This is a genomic window from Streptomyces sp. NPDC030021, assembly GCF_055574035.1.
In genome coordinates this window covers 200440-225059 of the sequence record NZ_JBVIAH010000003.1, presented here as the reverse complement: position 1 = coordinate 225059, position 24620 = coordinate 200440, and the positions used below count along the sequence as shown (strand labels likewise).

At 69.7% G+C, this 24620-nt stretch carries 23 protein-coding genes; 3 read left to right on the top strand and 20 right to left on the bottom strand.

What is annotated here, in order from left to right:
- Positions 1-138: 138 nt before the first annotated feature.
- The 3 genes from ACZ4YL_RS07120 (at position 139) to ACZ4YL_RS07110 (ending at position 4013) form a co-directional block, all read left to right on the top strand.
- Entirely contained in the window at positions 139-1335 is a 1197-nt protein-coding gene (locus ACZ4YL_RS07120; protein ID WP_468114828.1) for a sensor histidine kinase, read from the top strand.
- The gene (locus ACZ4YL_RS07115) at positions 1332-1985 is read left to right on the top strand and encodes a response regulator transcription factor (RefSeq protein ID WP_314244069.1); all 654 of its coding nucleotides are present in this window, start codon (positions 1332-1334) and stop codon (positions 1983-1985) included. The genes ACZ4YL_RS07120 and ACZ4YL_RS07115 overlap by 4 nt, the downstream gene beginning before the upstream one ends.
- A gap of 174 nt (positions 1986-2159) precedes the next feature.
- Positions 2160-4013, top strand: coding sequence for a glycosyl hydrolase family 18 protein (locus ACZ4YL_RS07110; RefSeq protein ID WP_468114380.1), 1854 nt, complete (start codon positions 2160-2162; stop codon positions 4011-4013).
- A gap of 116 nt (positions 4014-4129) precedes the next feature.
- Here ACZ4YL_RS07110 and ACZ4YL_RS07105 read toward each other — a convergent pair whose 3' ends face one another.
- From ACZ4YL_RS07105 to thrB, 20 genes are all read right to left on the bottom strand, one after another.
- Entirely contained in the window at positions 4130-4576 is a 447-nt protein-coding gene (locus tag ACZ4YL_RS07105) for a DUF2550 domain-containing protein (RefSeq protein WP_468114378.1), read from the bottom strand.
- Between the two features lie 164 nt (positions 4577-4740).
- Complete coding sequence (locus tag ACZ4YL_RS07100; RefSeq protein WP_030008701.1) at positions 4741-5112, bottom strand: F0F1 ATP synthase subunit epsilon; 372 nt, start codon at positions 5110-5112, stop codon at positions 4741-4743.
- A gap of 141 nt (positions 5113-5253) precedes the next feature.
- On the bottom strand, positions 5254-6696 hold the full coding sequence (gene atpD, locus ACZ4YL_RS07095) for a F0F1 ATP synthase subunit beta (protein WP_468114375.1): 1443 nt from the start codon (positions 6694-6696) through the stop codon (positions 5254-5256).
- Positions 6696-7613, bottom strand: a complete 918-nt coding sequence (locus tag ACZ4YL_RS07090) for a F0F1 ATP synthase subunit gamma (protein WP_314244062.1) — start codon at positions 7611-7613, stop codon at positions 6696-6698. Before ACZ4YL_RS07090 ends, atpD begins: the two co-directional genes overlap by 1 nt.
- Before the next feature lie 20 nt (positions 7614-7633).
- Positions 7634-9229 carry a F0F1 ATP synthase subunit alpha gene (gene atpA / locus ACZ4YL_RS07085; RefSeq protein ID WP_468114373.1) on the bottom strand — a complete coding sequence of 532 codons (1596 nt, stop codon included), beginning with the start codon at positions 9227-9229 and terminating at the stop codon, positions 7634-7636.
- Positions 9230-9359: 130 nt separating this feature from the next.
- A complete protein-coding gene (locus ACZ4YL_RS07080; protein WP_373041104.1) occupies positions 9360-10175 on the bottom strand; it encodes a F0F1 ATP synthase subunit delta in 816 nt (271 codons plus the stop codon).
- A complete protein-coding gene (locus ACZ4YL_RS07075) occupies positions 10172-10717 on the bottom strand; it encodes a F0F1 ATP synthase subunit B (protein WP_150259371.1) in 546 nt (181 codons plus the stop codon). The genes ACZ4YL_RS07080 and ACZ4YL_RS07075 overlap by 4 nt, the downstream gene beginning before the upstream one ends.
- A 40-nt stretch (positions 10718-10757) precedes the next feature.
- Positions 10758-11006: an ATP synthase subunit c family protein gene (locus ACZ4YL_RS07070; RefSeq protein ID WP_030008695.1), complete on the bottom strand. Its 249-nt coding sequence runs from the start codon at positions 11004-11006 to the stop codon at positions 10758-10760.
- A gap of 74 nt (positions 11007-11080) precedes the next feature.
- On the bottom strand, positions 11081-11917 hold the full coding sequence (atpB, locus tag ACZ4YL_RS07065) for a F0F1 ATP synthase subunit A (RefSeq protein WP_189743241.1): 837 nt from the start codon (positions 11915-11917) through the stop codon (positions 11081-11083).
- 210 nt (positions 11918-12127) lie between these two features.
- A complete protein-coding gene (locus tag ACZ4YL_RS07060; RefSeq protein ID WP_468114371.1) occupies positions 12128-12577 on the bottom strand; it encodes a hypothetical protein in 450 nt (149 codons plus the stop codon).
- Between the two features lie 275 nt (positions 12578-12852).
- On the bottom strand, positions 12853-14187 hold the full coding sequence (locus ACZ4YL_RS07055) for an MraY family glycosyltransferase (protein ID WP_468114370.1): 1335 nt from the start codon (positions 14185-14187) through the stop codon (positions 12853-12855).
- A gap of 116 nt (positions 14188-14303) precedes the next feature.
- Positions 14304-15533: a serine hydroxymethyltransferase gene (locus ACZ4YL_RS07050; RefSeq protein ID WP_468114368.1), complete on the bottom strand. Its 1230-nt coding sequence runs from the start codon at positions 15531-15533 to the stop codon at positions 14304-14306.
- Positions 15534-15742: 209 nt separating this feature from the next.
- Positions 15743-16399 carry an arsenate reductase/protein-tyrosine-phosphatase family protein gene (locus ACZ4YL_RS07045; protein ID WP_030720923.1) on the bottom strand — a complete coding sequence of 219 codons (657 nt, stop codon included), beginning with the start codon at positions 16397-16399 and terminating at the stop codon, positions 15743-15745.
- The gene (locus ACZ4YL_RS07040) at positions 16396-17043 is read right to left on the bottom strand and encodes an L-threonylcarbamoyladenylate synthase (protein ID WP_030720925.1); all 648 of its coding nucleotides are present in this window, start codon (positions 17041-17043) and stop codon (positions 16396-16398) included. The genes ACZ4YL_RS07045 and ACZ4YL_RS07040 overlap by 4 nt, the downstream gene beginning before the upstream one ends.
- 49 nt (positions 17044-17092) lie before the next feature.
- A complete protein-coding gene (gene prmC / locus ACZ4YL_RS07035; protein ID WP_030008688.1) occupies positions 17093-17938 on the bottom strand; it encodes a peptide chain release factor N(5)-glutamine methyltransferase in 846 nt (281 codons plus the stop codon).
- Positions 17939-17988: 50 nt separating this feature from the next.
- Complete coding sequence (gene prfA, locus ACZ4YL_RS07030; protein ID WP_468114366.1) at positions 17989-19068, bottom strand: peptide chain release factor 1; 1080 nt, start codon at positions 19066-19068, stop codon at positions 17989-17991.
- Positions 19069-19196: 128 nt separating this feature from the next.
- Positions 19197-19415 carry a 50S ribosomal protein L31 gene (gene rpmE / locus ACZ4YL_RS07025; protein ID WP_030708126.1) on the bottom strand — a complete coding sequence of 73 codons (219 nt, stop codon included), beginning with the start codon at positions 19413-19415 and terminating at the stop codon, positions 19197-19199.
- A 183-nt stretch (positions 19416-19598) separates the two neighbouring features.
- Positions 19599-20702: an LCP family protein gene (locus ACZ4YL_RS07020; protein WP_468114364.1), complete on the bottom strand. Its 1104-nt coding sequence runs from the start codon at positions 20700-20702 to the stop codon at positions 19599-19601.
- Between the two features lie 231 nt (positions 20703-20933).
- Positions 20934-23042, bottom strand: a complete 2109-nt coding sequence (rho, locus tag ACZ4YL_RS07015) for a transcription termination factor Rho (RefSeq protein ID WP_468114362.1) — start codon at positions 23040-23042, stop codon at positions 20934-20936.
- A gap of 432 nt (positions 23043-23474) precedes the next feature.
- Entirely contained in the window at positions 23475-24401 is a 927-nt protein-coding gene (gene thrB / locus ACZ4YL_RS07010; protein WP_301366449.1) for a homoserine kinase, read from the bottom strand.
- Positions 24402-24620: the final 219 nt, after the last annotated feature.

The following is a 24620-nucleotide window of genomic DNA, read 5'->3' as shown; positions in this document are numbered from 1 at the left end:
CGCTCGGGTTCTCCGTTCCCTCCCAGACTCCCGTCCGGCCGGACCCGATACGTCGTCGCCATTGACCATGTGGGCCTGCATCGTTCGATGTACCCGCACCTCGGCCTCTCCGCCGACGTGCGGGGCCCGCGCACCCTGTTGGATGGGAACGTGACCGAGAAGAGCCTTCGCCCCCACCGTGACGACGTCTTCCTCGCGGTGGTCAGCACGGCCGCGGGCCTGGCCTTCTGGTCGCTCGGGGTCTACAGCAGCCCCGGCCGGGGCTCCCTGCCGGCCTGGGCGGCCCTGGTCCCGCTCGTGGCCCTCGGCTCGATGGAGCTGCTGCGCCGCACCAAGCCGAATCTGACCCTGGCCGTCGGCACCGCCGGGGTGGTCGCCGACCAGTTCACGGTCGGCAGCCTCGCCACCGTCGTGATCTTCACCGACCTGATGTACGCCGCCGTCGTGTACGGAAAACCGGCCATGGCCCGGCGGCTCCCGATCAGCACCGGCCTGATCACCCTCGTGGTCACCATCGCCTCGCTGGCCTGGCTGCGCACCCCGCAGGCCCTGCTGATCGGTGCGATCACCGGCATCGTGAGCTTCGGCCCGGCCCTGACCGGCGCCACCCTGCGCAACCACCGCGAGGCCGCCGAGGCGGCCCGGCTGCGCGCCGAGCAGACCGCGCTGCTGGCCGAGATGGACCGCAGTCAGGCCGTGGCCGCCGAGCGCGCCCGGATGGCCCGGGAGCTGCACGACATGGTGGCCAACCACCTCTCCGCCATCGCCATCCACTCCACCGCCGCGCTCTCCATCGACACGGCCGCGACGAGCCGGGACGCGCTCGGGGTGATCCGCGAGAACAGCGTGCAGGGGCTGGCCGAAATGCGTCGGCTGATCGGGCTGCTGCGGGATGCCGGCGGCGACAAGGAGCCGGTCGCCGTGCCCTCGCTGGACGGCCTGGACGCCCTGCTCGGGCAGGCCAGGACCAACGGCTCGGCGAGCGGGCTGACGTTCGCGCTCCACGACGACCGGACCTCCGGGGAGCCGGCGGCGGCGCCCGTGGAGCTGGCCGCCTACCGGATCGTCCAGGAGTCGCTGACCAATGCCCTCAAGCACGCCGCACCGGGCAGGGTCACGGTCCGCGTGGCGCACACCGACGGACTGCTGACTGTGGCGGTGGACTCGCCCTTCGGGGACCGGCCGGGACCCCGCGCCCCGGGCTCGGGGGCCGGGCTGATCGGCATGCGGGAGCGGACGGAGCTGCTGGGCGGGGAGTTCACGGCGGGGCGGTCCGGTGCGGTGTGGCAGGTACGGGCGACACTGCCCGCGGAGGAGAAGGCGGTGGAGGCATGACCATTCGGGTGGTGGTGGCGGAGGATCAGGGCGCGGTCCGGGCCGGGCTGGTGCTCATCCTGCGCAGCGCGGGCGACGTGGAGGTCGTGGGCGAGGCGGGCGACGGGGAGGAAGCGGTGCGCCTGGCCCGGGAGCTACGGCCGGATCTCGTCCTCATGGATGTGCAGATGCCCCGGCTCGACGGGGTGTCCGCGACCCGTCAGGTGGTCTCGGAGGGCTTGGCCGACGTCCTGGTGCTGACCACCTTCGACCTCGACGAGTACGTCTTCGGGGCGCTGCGGGCGGGGGCCGCGGGCTTCCTGCTGAAGAACGCGGACGCCGCGGAGCTGATCGAGGCGGTACGGACCGTCGCGCGCGGGGAGGGCCTGATCGCCCCGGCGGTGACCAGGCGGCTGATCGCGGAGTTCGCGGCGCCCCGCCCGGCGCGGCCCGCCCCGGCGCCGGAGCGGGCCGCCGCGGTCGCCTCCCTCACGCGGCGGGAGCGGGAGGTGCTGAGCGCGCTGGGCGAGGGCCTGTCGAACGCGGAGATCGCCGTGCGCCTGGAGATGGCGGAGGCGACGGCCAAGACGCACGTCAGCAGGCTGCTCGGCAAGCTGGAGCTGCGCAGCAGGCTCCAAGCGGCGGTGCTGGCCCAGGAGTTGGGGATATAGGCGAGCAGGGCGCGCACCGGTCTGGACCTCTTGACGGTTGGTCCAGACCTTTCTACGCTCGCCGCAACACTGTGGTGAGCGTGCCATGACAAAGCGTGCTCACGGGCGGCGCAGGTCCCACCCCCATGTCGCAGTCGGCCCCCACGACCGCGACGGACCTACGGAGGATCACCCTTGAGCACAGCATCCCCACCCCGTACCAGGCGCACCCGGTTCTTCAGCCGAGTCGCGGCGATCGTGGCCGCGCTCGCCCTGCCCGTCAGCGGACTCGTCGCCCTGGCCGGCCCGGCCCAGGCGGCCGCCTCGGCGACGGCGACGTACACCAAGGTCTCCGACTGGGGCTCCGGCTTCGAGGGCAAGTGGGTGGTGAAGAACACCGGCACCACCACCCTCAGCAGCTGGACCGTGGAGTGGGACTACCCGGCGGGCACCTCGGTCACTTCGGCCTGGGACGCCACCGTCACCAGCTCGGGCACCCACTGGACCGCCAAGAACCTCGGCTGGAACGGCACCCTCGCCCCCGGCGCCACCGCCTCCTTCGGCTTCAACGGCGCCGGCGGCGGCGCCCCGAGCGGCTGCAAGATCAACGGCGCCTCCTGCGACGGCGGCACCCAGCCCGGCGACACTCCCCCCACCGCTCCCGGCACCCCCACCGCGAGCAACGTCGCCGACACCTCGCTCACCCTGACCTGGACCCCGGCCACGGACGACAAGGGCGTCAAGAACTACGACGTCTTCCGGGGCTCCGCCAGGATCGCCACGGTCACCGGGACCAGCTACGCCGACTCCGGCCTGACCAAGGGCACGACGTACACGTACAGCGTCACCGCCCGCGACACCATCGACCAGACCGGCCCCTCCTCCGGCTCGGCCACGGCGACGACGACCGGCGGGGTCATCCCCCCGGACCCGGGCGGCAAGGTCAAGCTCGGCTACTTCACCAACTGGGGCGTCTACGGCCGCAACTACCACGTGAAGAACCTGGTCACCTCCGGCACCGCAGGCAAGATCACCCACATCAACTACGCCTTCGGCAACGTCCAGAACGGCCAGTGCACCATCGGTGACGCCTACGCCGACTACGACAAGGCCTACACCGCCGACCAGAGCGTCGACGGCGTCGCCGACACCTGGGACCAGCCGCTGCGCGGCAGCTTCAACCAGCTGCGCAAGCTGAAGAAGGCCTACCCGAACATCAAGATCCTGTGGTCATTCGGCGGCTGGACCTGGTCCGGCGGATTCCCGCAGGCCGCCGCCAACCCGACCGCCTTCGCCCAGTCCTGCTACAACCTGGTCGAGGACCCGCGCTGGGCCGACGTCTTCGACGGCATCGACCTGGACTGGGAGTACCCGAACGCCTGCGGCCTGTCCTGCGACACCAGCGGAGCGGCCGCCTTCAAGAACCTGATGCAGGCGACCCGGGCCAAGTTCGGCGCGAACAACCTGGTCACCGCGGCCATCACCGCCGACGCCTCCAGCGGCGGCAAGATCGACGCGGCCGACTACGGCGGCGCCGCGCAGTACGTCGACTTCTACAACGTCATGACGTACGACTTCTTCGGCGCCTGGGCGGCCCAGGGCCCGACGGCCCCGCACTCCCCGCTCACCTCCTACGCGGGCATCCCGCAGGCGGGCTTCAACTCGGCCGACGCCATCGCCAAGCTCAAGGCCAAGGGCGTCGCGGGCGCCAAGCTCAACCTCGGCATCGGCTTCTACGGCCGCGGCTGGACCGGAGTGACCCAGGCGGCCCCCGGCGGCACCGCCACCGGACCCGCGCCGGGCACGTACGAGCAGGGCATCGAGGACTACAAGGTGCTCAAGACCAGCTGCCCGGCCACCGGCACCGTCGCCGGCACGGCCTACGCCAAGTGCGGCAGCAACTGGTGGAGCTACGACACCCCCGCCACGATCGCCGGGAAGATGACCTGGGCCAAGCAGCAGGGCCTCAGGGGAGCCTTCTTCTGGGAGTTCAGCGGCGACACCACGAACGGTGAGCTCGCGAACGCGGTCCACACCGGGCTGCAGTAAAGACCGAAGCCGGGGAAACGGGTCCGCCCCCGTCTCCCCGGCTTCTCGTTGTCCGAGCCACATTCACCCTCCCCCAGACTTCGTCCGGGGGGACCCCCAGTCAACGGGAAGGGAATTTAGGCCACATTCACCCGTTGGCCGGGAGGCGCCGCCTCCAGCCACGCCAGGAAGCCGGTCAGCGCGTCGTCGCTCATCGCCAGCTCCAGGCGGGTCCCCCGGTGGAGACAGCCGAGCACGACGGCGTCGGAGAGCAGGGCCAGCTCCTCCTCACCCTCCGGGGCACGGCGGGCGACGACCTCGATGGAGGACCGCTCCAGCAGCCGGCGCGGGCGCGGGGAGTACGAGAACACCCGGAACCACTCGATCCGGTCACCGCTGTAGCGCGCGACCCCGTACACCCAGCCCTTGCCGGAGATGTCGGGCTCCTCGGACACACCCCAGCGCATGCTGCAGTCGAAGGTGCCGCCGGACCGCTGGATGAGTCTGCGGCGCAGCCCGAAGACAAACAGCCCGATCACCACCAGGGTTACGACCAGGCCGCTCACAAGCAGAGCGAGGAGCATCTTCACCGACCTCCTCGCTCATCGAATACACATGAGAAAAAAACGGACCTGCATCGCCTCAGCCGCGACCCGGTCTGGAAAATTCCAGCACGGACCGCGGCTGAGGTCTGCCGAGTCCCGGCGGTCGCCCCCCGGGACTCAAACGATCAAACTCCGACGGGCGTTCAGCCCGTTACGGCGCGCAGCCGGACATCAGCGCGACGCTCGGCGGCCGCATCGGCCTCCGCCTTCGCGCGCTCCAGTGCCCGCTCCGCACGCTGGACGTCAATCTCGTCCGCGAGCTCGGCGATCTCGGCCAGCAGGGACAGCTTGTTGTCCGCGAACGAGATGAAACCGCCGTGCACCGCGGCGACGACGGTGTTGCCGTCGCTGGTACGGATGGTCACCGGGCCCGATTCCAGCACACCGAGAAGCGGCTGGTGACCGGGCATGACGCCGATGTCGCCGGACGTGGTGCGGGCGACAACAAGGGTGGCCTCGCCGGACCAGACATTGCGGTCCGCCGCGACCAGCTCGACGTGCAGCTCAGCAGCCAAGGTGGCTCCTCGGGTCACCACCCGGCGGGTCGGCCGGGTGTTGGGTCAAATTCTAATGGGCGTGGGGAGAGGGACGGGACACACCCACCCCTCTCCCGGAAAACCTGCGAACCGGATGCGCTCCGTGAGGAGCGCGCCGGATCAGGAGACGCCCAGCTCCTTGGCGTTGGCCTTCAGGTCCTCGATGCCACCGCACAGGAAGAACGCCTGCTCGGGGAAGTGGTCATAGTCGCCGTCGCAGATCGCGTTGAACGCGACGATCGACTCGTCGAGCGGAACGTCCGAACCGTCCACGCCGGTGAACTGCTTCGCCACGTGGGTGTTCTGCGACAGGAAGCGCTCGACGCGACGGGCACGGTGGACAACGAGCTTGTCCTCCTCGCCCAGCTCGTCGATACCGAGGATCGCGATGATGTCCTGGAGGTCCTTGTACTTCTGCAGGATCCCCTTGACGCGCATCGCCGTGGCGTAGTGGTCCGCCGCGATGTACCGCGGGTCGAGGATGCGGGACGTCGAGTCCAGCGGGTCCACGGCCGGGTAGATGCCCTTCTCGGAGATCGGACGGGAAAGAACCGTCGTCGCGTCGAGGTGGGCGAAGGTGGTCGCCGGCGCCGGGTCGGTCAGGTCGTCCGCGGGGACGTAGATCGCCTGCATCGAGGTGATCGAGTGACCACGGGTCGAGGTGATGCGCTCCTGGAGGAGACCCATCTCGTCGGCCAGGTTCGGCTGGTAACCCACCGCGGAGGGCATACGGCCGAGCAGGGTCGACACCTCGGAACCCGCCTGGGTGTACCGGAAGATGTTGTCGATGAAGAACAGCACGTCCTGCTTCTGCACATCGCGGAAGTACTCCGCCATGGTCAGACCGGCAAGGGCGACGCGCAGACGGGTGCCCGGGGGCTCGTCCATCTGGCCGAAGACAAGCGCCGTCTTGTCGATGACGCCGGAGTCGGCCATTTCCTCGATGAGGTCGTTGCCCTCACGGGTACGCTCACCGACGCCCGCGAACACCGACACACCGTCGTGGTTGTTGGCGACGCGGTAGATCATTTCCTGGATCAGAACGGTCTTGCCGACACCGGCACCACCGAACAGACCGATCTTTCCACCCTTGACGTACGGGGTGAGAAGGTCGATGACCTTGACGCCGGTCTCGAACATCTCGGTCTTCGACTCAAGCTCGTCGAAGCGGGGCGCCTTGCGGTGGATCGGCCAGCGCTCGGTGACGTTGGCGTTCTCCTCCGGGTAGTTCAGCACCTCACCGAGGGTGTTGAACACCTTGCCCTTGGTGAAGTCACCGACGGGGACGGTGATGCCCTCGCCCGTGTCGGTCACCGGGGCCTGGCGGACCAGACCGTCGGTCGGCTGCATCGAGATGGTACGGACGAGGCCGTCACCCAGGTGCTGCGCGACCTCGAGGGTCAGGGTCTTGAGCGCGCCGTCCTCGGCCGGGTCGGCGACCTGGACCTTCAGCGCGTTGTAGATCTCGGGCATGGCGTCGACGGGGAACTCCACGTCGACGACCGGGCCGATGACCCGGGCGACGCGGCCCGTGGCGGCGGCCGTCTCAACAGTGGTCGTCATTACTTGTCACTCCCCGCGGTCGCGTCAGCCATGGCGCTCGCGCCACCGACGATCTCGCTGATTTCCTGGGTGATTTCGGCCTGGCGGGCCGCGTTGGCAAGCCGGGAGAGGCTCTTGATGAGGTCTCCGGCGTTGTCGGTCGCCGCCTTCATCGCGCGGCGGCGGGCGGCGTGCTCGGAAGCGGCCGACTGCAGCAGTGCGTTGTAGATACGGCTCTCGACGTAGCGCGGCAGCAGGGCGTCGAGGACGTCCTCCGCCGACGGCTCGAAGTCGAACAGCGGAAGGATCTCGCCCTTCGCGCCGGTCTCCTCCGGAGCCTGGTCAAGGCTGAGCGGCAGCATCCGGCCGTCGACCGGGTTCTGCGTCATCATCGACACGAATTCCGTGTAGACGATGTGCAGCTCGTCGACGCCGCCCTCGGCCGTCTCCGTCTGGATGGCCTCGATCAGCGGCCCCGCGACGCGCTTGGCGTCGGCGTAGGCCGGACTGTCGGTGAAGCCGGTCCACGAATCCGTGACCTTGCGCTCACGGAAGCCGTAGTAGGCCAGACCCTTGCGGCCGACGATGTAGGTGTCGACGTCCTTGCCCTCGGCGCGCAGCCGCTCGGTGAGCCGCTCCGCCTGCTTGATGGCGTTCGAGGAGTAGCCGCCGGCCAGACCGCGGTCGCTCGTGATGAGCAGGATCGCGGCACGGGTCGGCGTCTCGACCTCGGTGGTCAGGGCGTGCTTGGTGTTCGAGCCGGTCGCCACCGCGGTCACCGCACGGGTGAGCTCGGTCGCGTACGGCATCGATGCCGCCACCTTGCGCTGCGCCTTGACGATGCGCGAGGCGGCGATCATCTCCATCGCCTTGGTGATCTTCTTGGTCGCCGTGATGGCACGGATGCGACGCTTGTAGACCCGGAGCTGCGCTCCCATGAGTCAGGTCCCTTCCGTCGTCACTTGGAGACGTTGACGGCCGGTGCGTCCTCGCCCAGGAGCTTGCCGTCCGAGGTCTCGAACTGGCGCTTGAAGCCGGCGATGGCGTCAGCGATCGACGTCAGCGTGTCGTCCGACATCTTGCCGCCCTCGGCGATGGAGGTGAGGAGGTCCTTGCGCTCGCGGCGCAGGTGCTCCAGCAGCTCCGACTCGAAGCGACGGACGTCGACGACCGGAACGTCGTCCATCTTGCCGGTGGTGCCGGCCCAGACGGAGACGACCTGCTCCTCGACGGGCATCGGCTGGTACTGGCCCTGCTTCAGCAGCTCGACCAGACGCTTGCCGCGCTCCAGCGAAGCCTTCGACGCGGCGTCCAGGTCGGAACCGAAGGCGGCGAACGCCTCCAGCTCGCGGTACTGGGCCAGGTCCAGACGCAGACGGCCGGAAACCTGCTTCATGGCCTTGTGCTGGGCGGAGCCACCGACGCGGGAGACCGAGATACCGACGTTCAGCGCCGGGCGCTGGCCCGCGTTGAACAGGTCGGACTCCAGGAAGCACTGGCCGTCGGTGATGGAGATGACGTTGGTCGGGATGAACGCCGACACGTCGTTCGCCTTGGTCTCGACGATCGGCAGACCGGTCATCGAACCGGCACCCATGTCGTCGGACAGCTTCGCGCAGCGCTCCAGCAGACGGGAGTGCAGGTAGAAGACGTCACCCGGGTAGGCCTCGCGGCCCGGCGGGCGGCGCAGCAGCAGCGACACGGCGCGGTAGGCGTCGGCCTGCTTCGACAGGTCGTCGAAGATGATCAGGACGTGCTTGCCGGCGTACATCCAGTGCTGGCCGATGGCGGAACCGGTGTACGGCGCCAGGTACTTGAAGCCGGCCGGGTCGGACGCCGGGGCGGCGACGATCGTCGTGTACTCGAGCGCACCGGCGTCTTCCAGGGCGCCGCGAACGGACGCGATGGTCGAGCCCTTCTGGCCGATGGCGACGTAGATGCAGCGAACCTGCTTGTTCACGTCGCCGGAGCGCCAGTTGTCGCGCTGGTTGATGATCGTGTCGACGGCCAGAGCGGTCTTACCCGTCTGACGGTCACCGATGATCAGCTGACGCTGGCCACGGCCGACGGGCACCATGGCGTCGATGGCCTTGTAGCCGGTCTGCATCGGCTCGTGGACCGACTTACGGACCATGACGCCCGGAGCCTGCAGCTCCAGGGCGCGACGGCCTTCGGTCGCGATCTCGCCGAGACCGTCGATCGGGTTGCCGAGCGGGTCGACGACGCGGCCGAGGTAACCCTCGCCGACGCCGACCGAGAGCACCTCACCAGTGCGCTGCACCGGCTGGCCCTCCTCGATACCGCTGAACTCGCCGAGGACGACCGCACCGATCTCGCGCTCCTCGAGGTTGAGGGCGAGACCGAGGGTGCCATCCTCGAACTTCAGCAGCTCGTTCGCCATGGCGGAGGGCAGACCCTCCACCTTCGCGATGCCGTCGCCGGCAACGCTGACCGTTCCGACCTCCTCGCGCGAGGCCGCGTCCGGCTGGTACGACTGGACAAAGTTCTCCAGTGCGTCCCGGATCTCCTCCGGCCGGATCGTGAGCTCCGCCATCTGGGTTCCCTGCTCTCCTTGTTGGGCCTGAAGCTTCTTAGGGGTCTGGGGGCGACCCCCAGGAATCTTCTGCAAGTTCTGCACGGCCCAACCGGGCCGCTAGGAATGCTTCTGTTCTATTGGTGGCTGGTCAGCCGGCCATGCGGCGCGACGCCTCGGCGAGGCGGTCCGCGATGGTGCCGTCGATGACCTCGTCGCCGACTCGCACCGAGATCCCGCCGAGGACCTCGGGGTCCACGTCGAGGTTCAGGTGCATCTGTCGGCCGTACAGCTTGGCCAGCACCGCGCCGAGACGCGCCCGCTGCACGTCGCTGAGCGGAACCGCGCTGGTCACGGTGGCGACCATGCGGTTGCGGCGCTCGGCGGCGAGCGTGGAAAGGGACTCCAGTCCCGCTTCCAGGCTACGTCCACGCGGCTGCGTGACAAGACGGATCACCAGGCGCTCGGTGACGGCGTTCGCCTTGCCGCCGAGCAGGCTGCGCAGCAGCTCGCTCTTGGCGGAGGCGGTGGCCGCACGGTCGGTCAGCGCGGAACGCAGCTCGGTGTTCGAGGAGACGATCCGGCCGAAGCGGAAGATCTCGTCCTCGACGTTGTCGAGCGCGCCACCCTGCTGGGCCGCCGTGAGGTCGGCGGTGGCCGCCAGCTCCTCCAGCGCGTCCACCAGGTCGCGGGACTGCGACCAGCGGGACCGGACCATGCCGGACACCAGGTCGAGGGTTTCCCCGCCGACCTGGCCGCCGAGCAGGCGACCGGCCAGCTCGGCCTTGGCCTCGCCGGACTGCGCCGGGTCCGTGACGACCCGACGCAGCGAGACCTCACGGTCGAGCAGCGCGGTGACGGCAGCCAGCTCACCGGCGAGCTTCGCCGCGTCGACGGACGTGTTGTCCGTCAGCGCGTCGAGACGCTCACGCGCGGAGGCCAGCGCCTCGCGGCTCGCTCCGTTCATCGGGCCGCCTCGGCCTTCTCCTCAAGCTCGCTGAGGAAGCGGTCGATGGTGCGGCTCTGCCGGGCGTGGTCCTCAAGGGACTCGCCGACGAGCTTTCCGGCCAGGTCGGTGGCGAGCTTGCCAACGTCCTGACGCAGCGCCTGAGAGGCGGCCTTACGGTCCGCCGCGATCTGGGCGTGGCCGGCAGCGATGATCTCCTCACGCTGCCGCTGGCCCTCTGCGCGCAGTTCTTCCTTGAGCGCAGTGCCCTGCTCCAGCGCTTCCTGGCGCAGGCGCGCGGCCTCGTGCCGGGCTTCGGCGAGCTGGGCCTTGTACTGCTCCAGCACGCTCTGGGCCTCGGTCTGAGCGGCCTCAGCCTTCTCGATACCGCCCTCGATGGCCTCGCGACGCTCTTCCAGAACCTTGTTGATGTTCGGGAGGAGCTTCTTCGCGAGGAAACCGAAGACGATGACGAAGGCGATCAGACCGATGACGAGCTCGGGGATCGGCGGGATGAGGGGGTTTTCCGCCTCTTCGGCCGCGAGCTGAACCAGAGGGTTCACATCAGTGCCTTCCGACTAAAGGGTCTGTTCGCTACCGGGATCAGGAGGTCGGGTAGACGAACGGCATGACCAGACCGATGAGGGCGAGCGCCTCACAGAAGGCGAAGCCGAGGATCTGGTTGGCGCGGATCAGGCCGGCGGCCTCGGGCTGGCGGGCCAGGGCCTGGGTGCCGTTACCGAAGATGATGCCGACGCCGACGCCGGGGCCGATGGCCGCGAGGCCGTAACCGATGGAGCCGAGGTTGCCCTTGATTTCGACGCCAGCAGCGAGGGTCTGGAGAGCGGACATGCCGGTTCTTCCTTCTCTTTCATGGACCGGTGGGGGTTGGCCACCGGACGACTGGTGGTTTGGGGGTGGGGCGGTCAGTGGTGCTCGGCGACGGCGCCCTGGAGGAAGCTGCAGGCCAGCAGCACGAAGACGTAGGCCTGGACAGCCTGGATGAAGAGCTCGAAGGCGGTCATCACGATGACCATCACGAAGGACACGCCCGCGTAGGCGATGCCGATGCCGTTCAGCAGGTACCAGCTGGCGATCGTGAAGAGCAGCAGCAGCGTGTGACCGGCGAACATGTTCGCGAAGAGACGGACCGCGTGGGTGAAGGGGCGGACGATCACGTTCGAGAAGAACTCGATCAGCATGACCAGCGGCAGGATGCCACCGAGCGACTTGTCGTAGCCCGTGAGGTTCTTCAGGCCGCCGACGAAGCCGTGGCGCTTGAAGGTGACCGACATCCACATGAAGTAGATGACCAGGGCCATACCGGCCGGGTATGCGATGACCGCGGTCACCGGGAACTGGGCGACCGGAATGATCGACCAGAGGTTCAGGATCCAGACGAAGAAGAACGTCGCGACCATGAAGGGGACGTACTTCTCGCCCTCCTTCTTGCCCATCGTTTCGTAGACGATGCCCCGGCGCACGAAGTCGTAGCCGGCTTCGGCAACCATCTGGAGCTTCCCCGGAACCAGCTTCGGCTTGGCGAAGGCGGCCCAGAAGAATCCGACGATGATGACGGACCCGAGCAGGGCCAGGAGCATCGTCTTGTTGAAGTAGACGGCTCCGTCCATGTCGCCGAAGATCGGCTCGAACAGGAACGAGTGCAGGCCAGGAGCCGGGAAACCACAGCCGTCGAAGATGTGGCAATCGGTCTCGAAGGCGAGCACCTGCGTCGGGTCAGCACTCACCGCGGGCTCCTTCAGCGTGGCGCATAGGTACGGCAACCTCGTTGTGTCGGCGCGGCGCACAGCCGCGGTTCGGCACGGGACTGGTCTTACGGATGTGGGGGCGGCTTGCAGGCAGTGAGCCTCGCGATTGAGCAGGCGTCAGCTCAGCTGCCTGCGCCCGCGATGCCGCATATGGCACCGGACGATAGCAGCATCTCGAACGCGCACTTATTCCACCCCTACCGTTCACGACGAGGGCCCCGTGTTTTCAGGCTTGTCACCCTTGCCACCACGCTTGGTGGACTCGGGCTCGACGTAAAGGATCTTGGCCTTCATGTGCGCGCGCGTCTGCGCGGCGATCCAAGCAAGGGTCGCCGCGACGATGGTGATCGCGAATGCCCTGGGATTGAACAGCGTCGTGTTCTTGAACACGGCGACGAAGACGAAGAGCAGCAGGATCTGGGTCGTGTAGAGCGCCAGACCCATCATCTGGAACAGATGCGGCAGCGATCGTGCCGTCCGCTGCAGGATGACGAATCCGATACCCATGAACAGAATCACGACGACCGTGGCCGCGATCGCCCCGATCGCCCCCTTACCGCCCGCGACCACGCCACCGACGATGGCGGCAACGACGCCGACGGCAGCGGTGGGTACGGCGGTGTGCAACAGGGTTCGGGCGTCATCGGACAGCATGGCGCATGGCTCCGCGTGATGGTGGGGGTAACGGGACTCGTACGGGACGAGCGTAAGCCCGGTCCGAGAGAGGACCTCGGGCCAAGGGACCGTCGCACTACGGTCCTTCGGCTCTGTCGCCGGGTTTAGTGAACGGTATCACAAACTATTTGATGAGAGCTTTACCTGTCAGGTGTGCCGACTGTCACACATGAGAGTGACCCTGCCCGTGTGTGCGCGACAGGGGTGCGGCTTGTCTGGTAAAGGGCATTCATGTCCGACATGCGAATCGACCGTCAGCGGGTGGATTCAGCCTTACGCCGGTCGGGAAAGCGCGAACGGGGGCCCACGGCGGTCGCTCCGTTGACGCCGGACACACCCGCGGCGATGGGCTTCGCGGGCTCCGGCTCCGCGCCCGAGGCATCGCGTGCGGCCGCCTCCGCGGCGGCTTCGGCCGCACGTTCGGCATGGCGGTAACGCGGCGGAACCAGACCCTCCGCCCAACGCGGGGCGCGCGGGGTGAAGCGCGGCAGAAGCAGCAGGAACAGGCCCACCGCACTCAGCGCGGCGATCGCCAGCACGATCCACATCGTGGCGGAATGCACCGAATACGCCACGGTGCCGAAGGCGATCAGGCCTGACCAGAAGTACATGATCATGACCGCGCGACTGTGGGAATGCCCGAGTTCCAGCAGCCGGTGGTGGAGGTGCCCGCGGTCCGCGGCGAAGGGCGACTGGCCCTTCCAGGTGCGCCGCACGATGGCCAGGATCAGGTCCGCCACCGGGATCGCGATGACCGTCAGCGGCAGGATCAGCGGGATGTAGGCGGGGAGCATCGCGTGCGTCGCGTTGCGCTCGCCGCCCGCGAACAGGGCCAGGGCGTCCGGGTCCACCTGCCCGGTGAGGGAGATGGCGGAGGCGGCCAGCACCAGGCCGATGAGCATCGAGCCGGAGTCGCCCATGAAGATCCGGGCGGGGTGCATGTTGTGCGGCAGGAAGCCCAGGCACATGCCCATCAGGATCGCGGCGAAGAGGGTCGCGGGCGCGGCCGACTCGATGCCGTAGCCGAACCAGATCCGGTACGCGTAGAGGAACAGTGCGGTGGCGGCGATGCAGACCATGCCGGCGGCCAGCCCGTCCAGGCCGTCGACGAAGTTCACGGCGTTGATGGTGATGACGACGAGTGCGACCGTGAGCAGGTTGCCCTGCCACTGGGTGAGCGGGACCGTGCCGATTCCCGGGACGGGGATCCACAGGATGGTCAGACCCTGCATGACCATCACACCGGCGGAAATCATCTGCGCGCCGAGCTTGATCAGGGCGTCGAGCTCGAACTTGTCGTCGAGGACGCCGACCAGCCAGATCAGCGCCGCTCCGGAGAGCAGCGCCCGCGGTTCGTTCGACAGCTCGAAGACGCCGTTGAGGTTCCGCAGGTGGTCCGCGACCAGTAGGCCCGCGCACAGACCGCCGAACATGGCGATGCCGCCCAGTCGCGGTGTGGGCTCGCGGTGCACGTCGCGGGCACGGATCTCCGGCATGGCCCCGGCCGCGATCGCGAACTTCCGCACGGGCCCGGTCAGCAGGTAGGTCACCGCGACCGTGACGCAAAGCGTCAGCAGATATTCACGCACGGGCTGCCCCAGATGTATCGCCGGCCATCTCAGCCCCACACATTAGCTGCGATGTCACCTCCACCGAGGACGCGAGGGGGCTGTATCCCGGTTCCTGTACGCCCTGCTTGTCCTGTTTACTCCCCGTAAGGGGGAAATCCGGTCGTGAGCTCGCCGACCTCCGTACGTGTTTTCACGCCGTCTCCGTCCAGCGCCGCGGCGAACAGCGCCGCGATCCGGACCATCTCGGCCTCCCCCATCCCCTGGGTGGTCACGGCGGCCGTTCCCAGCCGGATGCCGCGCTGGTCCCCGTACGGGAGGGCGCAGGTGTCCAGCACGATCCCGGCGGCGGCCAGCCGGCCGCGGGCGGTCGGGCCGTCCACGCCCAGCGGCGCCGGATCGGCGGTGATCAGATGGGTGTCGGTGCCGCCGGTGGTGAGGGTGAACCCGTGCTCCTGGAGCGCGCCCGCCAGCACCCGGGCATTGGCGACGACCCGGTGCGCGTACGTGGTGAAGGCCGGCCGGGCCGCCTCGCCGAAGGCCACGGCCTTGGCGGCGATGGTGTGCATCTGGGCCCCGCCCTGCGTGAAGGGGAACACCGCCCGGTCGACGCGCTCCGCGTACTCGGCGCCGCACAGCACCATGCCGCCGCGCGGGCCGCGCAGCACCTTGTGCGTCGTCGCGCAGACGATGTCGGCGTACGGGACGGGGCTGGGCGCGGCCCCGCCGGCCACCAGGCCGATCGGATGGGCGGCGTCCACGATGAGGTAGGCCCCGACCTCGTCGGCGATCTCCCGGAAGGCCGAGTACTCCGGATGGCGGGGGTAGGAGATGGAGCCGCACACGATCGCCTTGGGACGGTGCGCGTGGGCGAGGCGCTGGACCTGCCCGTAGTCGATGAGGCCCGTCCCGGCGTCGACGCCGTAGCCGACGAAGTCGAACCACCGCCCCGAGAAGTTGGCGGGCGACCCGTGGGTGAGGTGCCCGCCGTACGGAAGCCCCATCGCCAGCACGGTGTCCCCCGGCCGCAGCAGGGCGGCGTACGCGGCCAGGACGGCGGAGGAGCCGGAGTGCGGCTGCACGTTCGCGTGCTCGGCCCCGAAGAGCGCCTTGGCCCGCTCCACGGCGGTCCGCTCGGCCAGATCGGCGTACTCGCACCCGCCGTGGTGCCGGGCGCCGGGGTACCCCTCGGCGTACTTGTTGGCGAGCGCGGACCCGAGCGCGGCGAGGACGGCGGTCGAGGTGAAGTTCTCCGCGGCGATCAGCTGCAACGTGGCGGCCTGCCGCTGCCGCTCCCCGGCCAGGACGTCGGCCATCTGCGGGTCCTGCGCGCGCAGCAGGTCCGTGGGCTGGGTGATGACGCTCATGGCGGCGCTCCAGGGGTACCGGGTACCAGCCACTGTAGGCCCGCGGACCCCACCATGCCCTGTCAGCGCGCGGCGGTCACACCCGTCAGGGCGGTCACGACCGGATCCAGCGCCTGGTTGAGCCCCTCCTCGACGCGGCACTCGCGCCGCTCGGCCCCGGGGGCCTCCCGGGCTTCATACCGCTGCGCCGGCCTCCGGCCGACGAACACTCAGCGCGCGGCGGTCACACCCGTCAGGGCGGTCACGACCGGATCCAGCGCCTGGTTGATCTCGTCGCCGATCGAGCGGAAGAAGGTGATCGGGGCCCCGTACGGGTCGTACACCTCGTCCGCGTCGGGCGACGGCGCCAGCAGCCAGCCGCGCAGGGCCGCGGCGGCCCGGACGAGCGCTCGCGCCCGCTCCGCCATGCCGTCGTCCAGCGGCGGCAGCGTGGCCGGATCTATCGCCCGCACCAGCCGGGTGAACTCCTTCAGCGTGAAGGTGCGCAGCCCCGCCGAGTGGCCCATCGAGATGACCTGGGCCCGGTGGTCACGGGTGGCGGTCAGCACCAGGTCGGCGCGTATGACGTGCTCGTCCAGCAGCTCCCGCCCGGTGAACCCGGACGCGTCGGCGCCGAAGTCCGCCAGCACGGCGGCCGCGTTCGCCTCCATCGGTGCGCCCTCGTGGCCCCAGGTGCCGGCGCTCTCCACGATGAGGTCGCCGGTGACGAGGCCGCCGAGGCGGTGCGAGAGGGCATGCCGCGTCAGCCGCTCGGTGATGGGCGAGCGGCATACGTTCCCGGTGCTGACGTGGAGTATGCGGAAAGTGTTTCCCCCGGCTACCGCCGGGCGGTACCCCCCTGCTATGCCACGCCCCTCAGGGCTCACGGGGCGACCTCGAGGTCGGGTACGACCTCCCGCAGCTGGTCTGCGGTGAGTGCCCCCTCGCGCAGCAGGACGGGAACCTTCCCGGTGACGTCGACGATCGACGACGGCTGGATGCCGGGCGTCGGGCCGCCGTCCAGGTACACGGACACGGAGTCCCCGAGCATCTCGCGCGCGGCGTCGCAGTCCTCGGGCGCCGGGTGACCGGACAGGTTGGCCGAGGACACCGCCATCGGGCCGACCTCGGTCAGCAGCTCGATCGCCACGGGGTGCAGGGGCATGCGTACGGCGACGGTGCCCTGGGTGTCCCCGAGGTCCCACGCCAGCGAGGGCTGGTGCTTGGCGACGAGCGTCAGCGCGCCCGGCCAGAAGGCGTCGACGAGCTCCCAGGCCTGCTCGGAGAAGTCCGTGACGAGGCCGTGGAGCGTGTTCGGGGAGCCGATGAGCACCGGGGTGGGCATACCGCGGCCCCGGCCCTTGGCGGCGAGCAGGTCGTGGACGGCCTCCGGGCTGAAGGCGTCCGCGCCGATCCCGTACAGGGTGTCGGTGGGCAGCACGACGAGCTCGCCGCGGCGCACGGCGGATGCGGCTTCACGCAGACCCGTCTTACGGTCCGTCGCGTCGTTGCAGTCGTATCGCCGGGCCATCAGCGGGCCTCCTCGTGCAGCAGGGGGGTGGCGGGAATCGTCGCGCCGGTCACGGCAGGGCCTTGCGGGCCGTGGCGAAGCGCGGGCGGTTGTTGAGGTCCGGGTGGTCGGCCGCGTCGGCCCAGCCCCGCTCCTCGGCGAAGATCCACGGAACCTGGCCGCCCTGGGTGTCGGCGTGCTCGATGACGACGATGCCGCCGGGTCGCAGCAGCCGGTGGGCGGTCCGCTCGATGCCGCGGATGGTGTCGAGGCCGTCCTCGCCGGAGAAGAGCGCCATCTCCGGATCGTGGTCACGGGCCTCGGGGGCGACGTACTCCCACTCGGTGAGCGGGATGTACGGCGGGTTGGAGATGACCAGGTCGACCTGGCCGTCGAGCTCGGGCAGCGCGCTCAGGGCGTCGCCCTGGTGGACGGTGACCCGGGAGCCCTCGGCGTTCTTACGGGTCCACCGCAGGGCGTCCTCGGACAGCTCGACCGCGTGCACGCGCGAGCGCGGCACCTCCTGGGCCATGGCCAGGGCGATGGCGCCGGAGCCGGTGCACAGGTCCACGATCAGCGGCTCGACGACGTCCATGGCGCGCACGGCGTGTATGGCCCAGTCCACGACCGACTCGGTCTCGGGCCGGGGCACGAAGACCCCGGGCCCGACCTGGAGCTCCAGGTACCGGAAGAAGGCGCGGCCGGTGATGTGCTGGAGCGGCTCGCGCGCTTCGCGGCGGGCGACGGCCTCCCAGTAGCGGGCGTCGAAGTCCGCGTCCTTGACGTGGTGCAGTTCCCCCCGTTTGACGCCGTGCACGAAGGCGGCGAGCTCCTCCGCGTCGAAGCGCGGTGAGGGCACGCCGGCGGCGGCCAGCCGCTGGGTGGCCTGGGCCACCTCGGCAAGCAGCAAGTTCACGCTGGTCCTCCGGGCTGCTGTCGTACGGGGGGGGTGGTGCGGGGGTCGGGTCAGTGCGCGGCCGCGAGCTTGGCCGCGGAGTCCGTGTCGACACAGGCCTGGATGACCGCGTCGAGGTCACCGTCGAGCACCTGGTCCAAGTTGTACGCCTTGAAACCGGTCCGGTGGTCCGAGATCCGGTTTTCCGGGTAGTTGTACGTACGGATCTTCTCGGAGCGGTCCACGGAGCGCACCTGGCTGCGGCGCACGTCCGAGGCCTCCTGCTCGGCGGCCTCCTGGGCCGCGGCCAGGAGCCGCGAGCGCAGGATGCGCATGGCCTGCTCCTTGTTCTGGAGCTGGCTCTTCTCGTTCTGGCAGGAGGCGACCACACCGGTCGGGATGTGCGTGATGCGCACGGCCGAGTCGGTGGTGTTGACGGACTGGCCGCCGGGGCCGGACGAGCGGTACACGTCGATGCGGAGGTCGTTCATGTTGACCTCGACCTCGACCTCCTCGGCCTCCGGGGTGACGAGCACGCCGGCGGCGGAGGTGTGGATGCGGCCCTGGGACTCGGTGGCCGGAACGCGCTGGACGCGGTGCACGCCGCCCTCGTACTTCAGGCGGGCCCACACGCCCTGGCCGGGCTCGGTGGCGCCGTTGCCGCCCTTGGTGCGGACGGAGACCTGGACGTCCTTGTAACCGCCGAGCTCGGACTCGGTGGCGTCGATGATCTCGGTCTTCCAGCCCACGCGCTCGGCGTAGCGCAGGTACATGCGCAGCAGGTCGCCGGCGAACAGCGCCGACTCGTCGCCTCCCGCGCCCGCCTTGACCTCCAGGAGGACGTCCTTGTCGTCGCTGGGGTCGCGCGGAACGAGCAGCAGGCGGAGCTTCTCGGTGAGCTCTTCGCGCTGTGCGGTCAGTTCCTTGGCCTCGGCGGCGAAGTCCGGGTCGTCGGCCGCGAACTCCTTGGCCGTCGCGATGTCCTCGGCGGACTGCTTCCAGGCACGGAAGGTCGCGACGATCGGGGTCAGTTCCGCGTAGCGCTTGTTCAGCTTGCGCGCGTTGGCCTGATCCGAGTGGACCGAAGGGTCGGCGAGCTTCTTCTCAAGATCGGCGTGTTCGCCGACCAATTCCTCGACCGCTTCGAACATCGGGGGACTCCTGGGGTGAAAAGTGCGAAGGACTGCAGGGGGGGGACGTGCCGGAACGACGACAAAGGCGCCGGTCCGGCCGCCCCCGAGTGGACAGGGGGCGGCCGGAGACCGGCGCCTGGGTCGCGCTACTTCTTGGCCGCACCCTTGCCGAAGCGCGCCTCGAAGCGGGCCACGCGGCCGCCGGTGTCGAGGATCTTCTGCTTGCCCGTGTAGAACGGGTGGCACTCGGAGCAGACCTCGGCTCGGATGGAGCCCTCGGTCAGGGTGCTACGGGTGGTGAACGACGCGCCACAGGTGCAGCTGACCTGGGTCTCGACGTACTCGGGGTGAACATCGCGCTTCAAGGTGTCTCCTAGATTCGGGAGGGCGCCGGGTCGCAGGAGCCGAATTGCGCACTGCGTGAACCGGGGCCGACAGACCAGTCTGCCAGGACCGGGCCGCCTGTCAAAATTCTGAGGACGCCTCCCTCAACGGCATGGGGTCGCCGTCTATTCCGCACCGCCCCGCGGACCCTGCCGGGAAGGGCCCTACTGGACGATCGACCCGGCGGCGCTCTTGTCCCCGGAGGAGTTCACGGTGGCCTCGGCCGGGATCGGCCGGTCCGCCAGCAGGGCGTCCCAGACCATCTTCGTCTCCTTGGTGAGCGGGGCCACGCGGTTCGGGTCGCGGGGGTCCGTGGTCACCGGCAGCGTGATCATCTGCATGTCCTGGGCGTCGATGCCCTGGAGCCCCTGTGCGAAGCCCATGAGGGACTTCACATCACCGAGCGCCTTGTCGGTGGTGATCGCCTTGGTCGCGGAGTCGGCGATGCCGAGCAGCTTCTTGGGGTTGTCGAACACCCCGATGCCCTTCACCTGCTTGATGAGCGCCTTGATGAAGGCCTGCTGGAGCTGTATTCGGCCCAGGTCGCTGCCGTCGCCGACGCTCTTGCGGGTGCGTACGAGGCCGAGGGCCTGCTCCCCGTCGAGCCTGTTGGTGCCGGCGGCGAGGTCGAGGTGGCTGGACCCGTCCTTGATCGGCTTGGTGGTGGTCACCTCGACGCCGCCGAGGTTGTCGATGATCTTCTTGAAGCCGGTGAAGTCGACCTCTATGTAGTGATCCATACGGATCCCCGACATCTTCTCGACGGTCTTGACCGCGCAGGCGGCCCCGCCGACGGTGAACGCCTCGTTGAACTGGGTGCGCTGGCCACCGGGGTCGGTCTTCCCGCCCGCGGTCGGGCAGGAGGGCCGGGAGATCATGGTGTCGCGCGGTATCGACACGACGCTGGCCTTCTCGTGGCCCTCGTACAGGTGGATGATCATCGCCGTGTCGGAGCGGGCGGAGCCGCCGTCGTCCTGGCCGTACTCGCCGTTGGCGCCGCCGCGGGAGTCGGAGCCGAGGACGAGGATGTCCATCGAGCCGTTGTCGACGTTCTGCGGGCGGTCGGTACCGAGGGCCTGGTCGATGTCGACGGTCTTCAGGTTGCCGTTGAACTTGAAGTAGAAGTAGCCGAGGCCCGCTCCCCCCAGCAGGACCACCCCCGCGGCGCTCCAGGCGGCGACGGCGACGGCCTTGCGGCGCTTCGCCGGTTTGCGGCGGGCGCGCCGGGCCGCGGCACGTCCGCCGTGGTCCTTGCTCTCCTCGGTCATGCTCTCCTCAGTCCTGTGTCCGGTCCCCTGGTCGTTCCGGCCCGCCGTCCACCCCGCGGTTCCTCTGACACAGACGGGCGTACGCCGCGCAGGGTTCCATTCCGCCCCGAACCGCCCAGCCGGGGCGCAGCCGCCCCACCGGGGCGCCCGTACCCCGAAAAGCCGCCCGTACGCGCGACAGCCCCCGCCGCGGGTGCGGCGGGGGCTGTCGCGTGATGCGCGTGCCGGACGTCAGTCGTCGTTCTTGCCCGACGGGGTCGTCTTCGCGATCTGCATCAGGAACTCGGCGTTCGACTTCGTCTGCTTCATCTTGTCGAGCAGCAGCTCGATCGCCTGCTGCGAGTCGAGCGCGTGGAGCACCCGACGCAGCTTCCAGACGATGGCGAGCTCCTCCGCGTTGAGGAGGATCTCCTCCTTGCGGGTGCCCGACGGGTCGACGTCGACGGCCGGGAAGATGCGCTTGTCGGCGAGCTTCCGGTCGAGCTTGAGCTCCATGTTGCCGGTGCCCTTGAACTCCTCGAAGATCACCTCGTCCATGCGCGAGCCGGTGTCGACGAGCGCGGTGGCCAGGATGGTCAGCGAGCCGCCGTCCTCGATGTTGCGCGCGGCACCGAAGAAGCGCTTCGGCGGGTACAGCGCGGTCGAGTCGACACCACCGGACAGGATGCGGCCGGAGGCGGGAGCCGAGAGGTTGTACGCGCGGCCCAGACGGGTGATGGAGTCCAGCAGGACGACCACGTCGTGACCCAGCTCGACGAGACGCTTGGCGCGCTCGATGGCCAGCTCGGCGACGGTGGTGTGGTCCTCGGCCGGGCGGTCGAAGGTCGAGGAGATGACCTCGCCCTTGACCGACCGCTGCATGTCGGTGACCTCTTCCGGACGCTCGTCGACCAGGACGACCATCAGGTGGCACTCGGGGTTGTTGACGGTGATCGCGTTGGCGATCGCCTGCATGATCATGGTCTTACCGGTCTTCGGCGGGGCCACGATCAGGCCTCGCTGACCCTTACCGATCGGCGACACGAGGTCGATGATGCGGGTGGTCAGCACGCCCGGGTCGGTCTCCAGGCGGAGCCGGTCCTGCGGGTAGAGCGGGGTGAGCTTCTGGAACTCCGGGCGGCCACGGCCGGATTCGGGCGCCATGCCGTTCACCGAGTCCAGACGCACGAGGGCGTTGAACTTCTCGCGGCGCTCGCCGTCCTTGGGCTGGCGCACGGCACCGGTGGTGTGGTCACCCTTGCGCAGACCGGCCTTGCGGACCTGGGCGAGGGAGACGTACACGTCGTTGGGGCCGGGCAGGTAGCCCGAGGTCCGGATGAACGCGTAGTTGTCGAGGATGTCCAGGATGCCCGCGACGGGGATCAGGACGTCGTCGTCGGCGACCGTCGGCTCGCTCGGACCCGCGAACTCGTCGCGGCCACGCCGGCCACGGCGGTCGCGGTAGCGGCCGCGCCGGCCACGACGGCCGTCCTCACCGTCGAAGTCGTCCTGGGGACCGTTGTCCTGGCGGTCCTGACGGCCCTGCTGACCCTGGCCCTGGCCCTGGCCCTGGCCCTGGCCGCGGCCGCCCTGCTGCTGACGGTCGACGCGCTCCTGACGGCCGCCGCCCTGTCCGCCCTGCGCGCCCTGGCCCTGACCCTGGCCGCCCTGGCCCTGGTCGTCGGCCTTGGCTCCGCGGTCACGGCGGTCACGCTGACGGTCGGTGCGGTCGGTGCGGTCGGTGCGGTCGCCGCGGTCACGGCGGTCGCGACGGCCACGGCCTTCGCCGTCCTGACCCTGCGCCTGGCCGGCGGAGACCGCGGTGGCGGCTTCGGCCTTGGCCTCGGACGGGGCGGTGGCGGCGGGCGCGGTCTCGGTCTTCTGCTCGACCTGTACGGCGACGGGGGCCGAGGCCTCCGGGCTGCCGGAGGGGGCCGTGGCCCGACGCCGGCGGCGCTCGCCGACCGGGGCGTCCTCGCTGGCCGGCTGGCCCGGGATCTCGATCTGCGCCTGCGCGGCGGGCTTCTCGGCGGGCGCCTCGGCGGCGGCCTCACCCGTGCGGGCCTTGCTGGTGGCGCGGCGCTTCGGCTTGGCCTCGGCGGTGTCTGCGGCAGCGGAGGCGGCGGCCTTGGGGGCACCGCTGCCCGCCTGCGCCTCCTTGATGACCTCGATCAGCTGGCTCTTGCGCATCCGCGCGGTGCCCCTGATCCCGAGGCCCGACGCGACCTGCTGCAGCTCGGCCAGGACCATGCCGTCAAGGCCGGTGCCGGTGCGTCGACGCTTGGGTGCGGCGCCCGCGGCGGGGGCACTGGCGTCGACAGAGGTGTCGGCAGCGCCCATCAGATCGGTGGTGTCGCTCACGAAGGGTCCTTCCCTGGAGCGGACGTCGGCCTGTCTGGCTCGGCGACCGGTTGTGCTGTCCGACAGCAGTCCTAGGTGTGGACCGTGCCGGGGCGGTGGTCCGCCGGTAGAAATACGGCGGAAGAAACGTGCATGGCTGGTTCCGGCGAGAAGCCCCCGAGCTGAAAGCGTGGGAATGTCACGCCGATTCCGGAGCGTGCTCGAAACTGCTGGAAGTGATCAAAGCAGTCGGGGAGGCTCCCGGAAGAAATGTGGTCCCGAATGGGGACGCTGAGCACCGAGCCGTGGCGGCTTCCGATGCGCACTTGAGACTAACACTACCGGATCCAATAGATATTCCCCCTCTCAATCACCGGCAATCGCGCCCTTCCGTGCGGGCGGCCTGCCCTGGCCGCCCGCCCCTGACCGGCTGTGCACTCCGGGAAAGCGGGTCTAGCCGCCCTGGGTGCCCAGCGGAAGTACGCTCGCGCCCGCGGCGTCGAGTGCGAGCCGGTTGGCCGCCCACCCGTCGCCCGCGAGCTGCGCGACCTTGTCGGCCGCGCCGTTGTCGACCAGCGCGAGGACCGTGGGGCCCGCGCCGGAGATGACCGCGGGGATCCCGTCCGCCCGCAGCCTGTTGACGAGTGCCACGCTCTCGGGCATCGCCGGGGACCGGTACTCCTGGTGGAGCCGGTCTTCGGTGGCCGGCAGGAGCAGCTCGGGACGCCTGGTCAGGGCTTCCACGAGCAGGCCCGCGCGGCCCGCGTTGACAGCCGCGTCCACGTGCGGGACGGAGCGCGGCAGCAGGCCGCGCGCCGTCTCCGTGAGGACCGGCCTGGAGGGTACGAAGACCACCGGAACGATGGATTCGGCGGGCTCCATCCGGATCGCCTTGGCGCTGCCGCCGTCCATCCAGGCGAGGGTGAATCCGCCGAGCAGACAGGCGGCGACGTTGTCGGGGTGACCCTCGATCTCGGTGGCGAGCTCCAGCAGCGCCGCGTCGTCGAGCTTGGCCTCGCCGCCTATGGTCACGGCGCGGGCGGCGACGATGCCGGCGCAGATCGCGGCGGAGGAGGAGCCGAGGCCGCGGCCGTGCGGGATGCGGTTGGCGCAGACGACCTCCAGGCCGCGCGGCTGGCCGCCCAGCAGGTCGAAGGCGGTGCGCATGGAGCGTACGAGCAGGTGGCTCTCGTCCCGCGGGAGGGTGTCGGCGCCCTCACCCGCGATGTCGATGTTCAGGCCGGAGTCGGCCACCCGGACGACTACGTCGTCGTAGAGCCCCAGGGCCAGGCCCAGGGCGTCGAAGCCCGGGCCGAGGTTGGCACTGCTGGCGGGGACGCGCACCCGTACGGCGGCGGCGCGGAACGCTGGACCGGCCATCGTCCGATGACACTCCTTGTGACTGTGCGAGATCTTCGCTCTTCGCTGGCTCGCTGCGAATGTACTGGAGAACGTACGACACCCGAAGGCCCTCGGGGCAGCACCGCAGTCATATGCGCGGTGGCGGATGTAGGTACAGCGTATCGAAGGAAGGTTCTCTCGCGACATAGGGCGCACAGGAGGCGCACGATGCGTGTCGCGGACTTCGACCGACTTCGA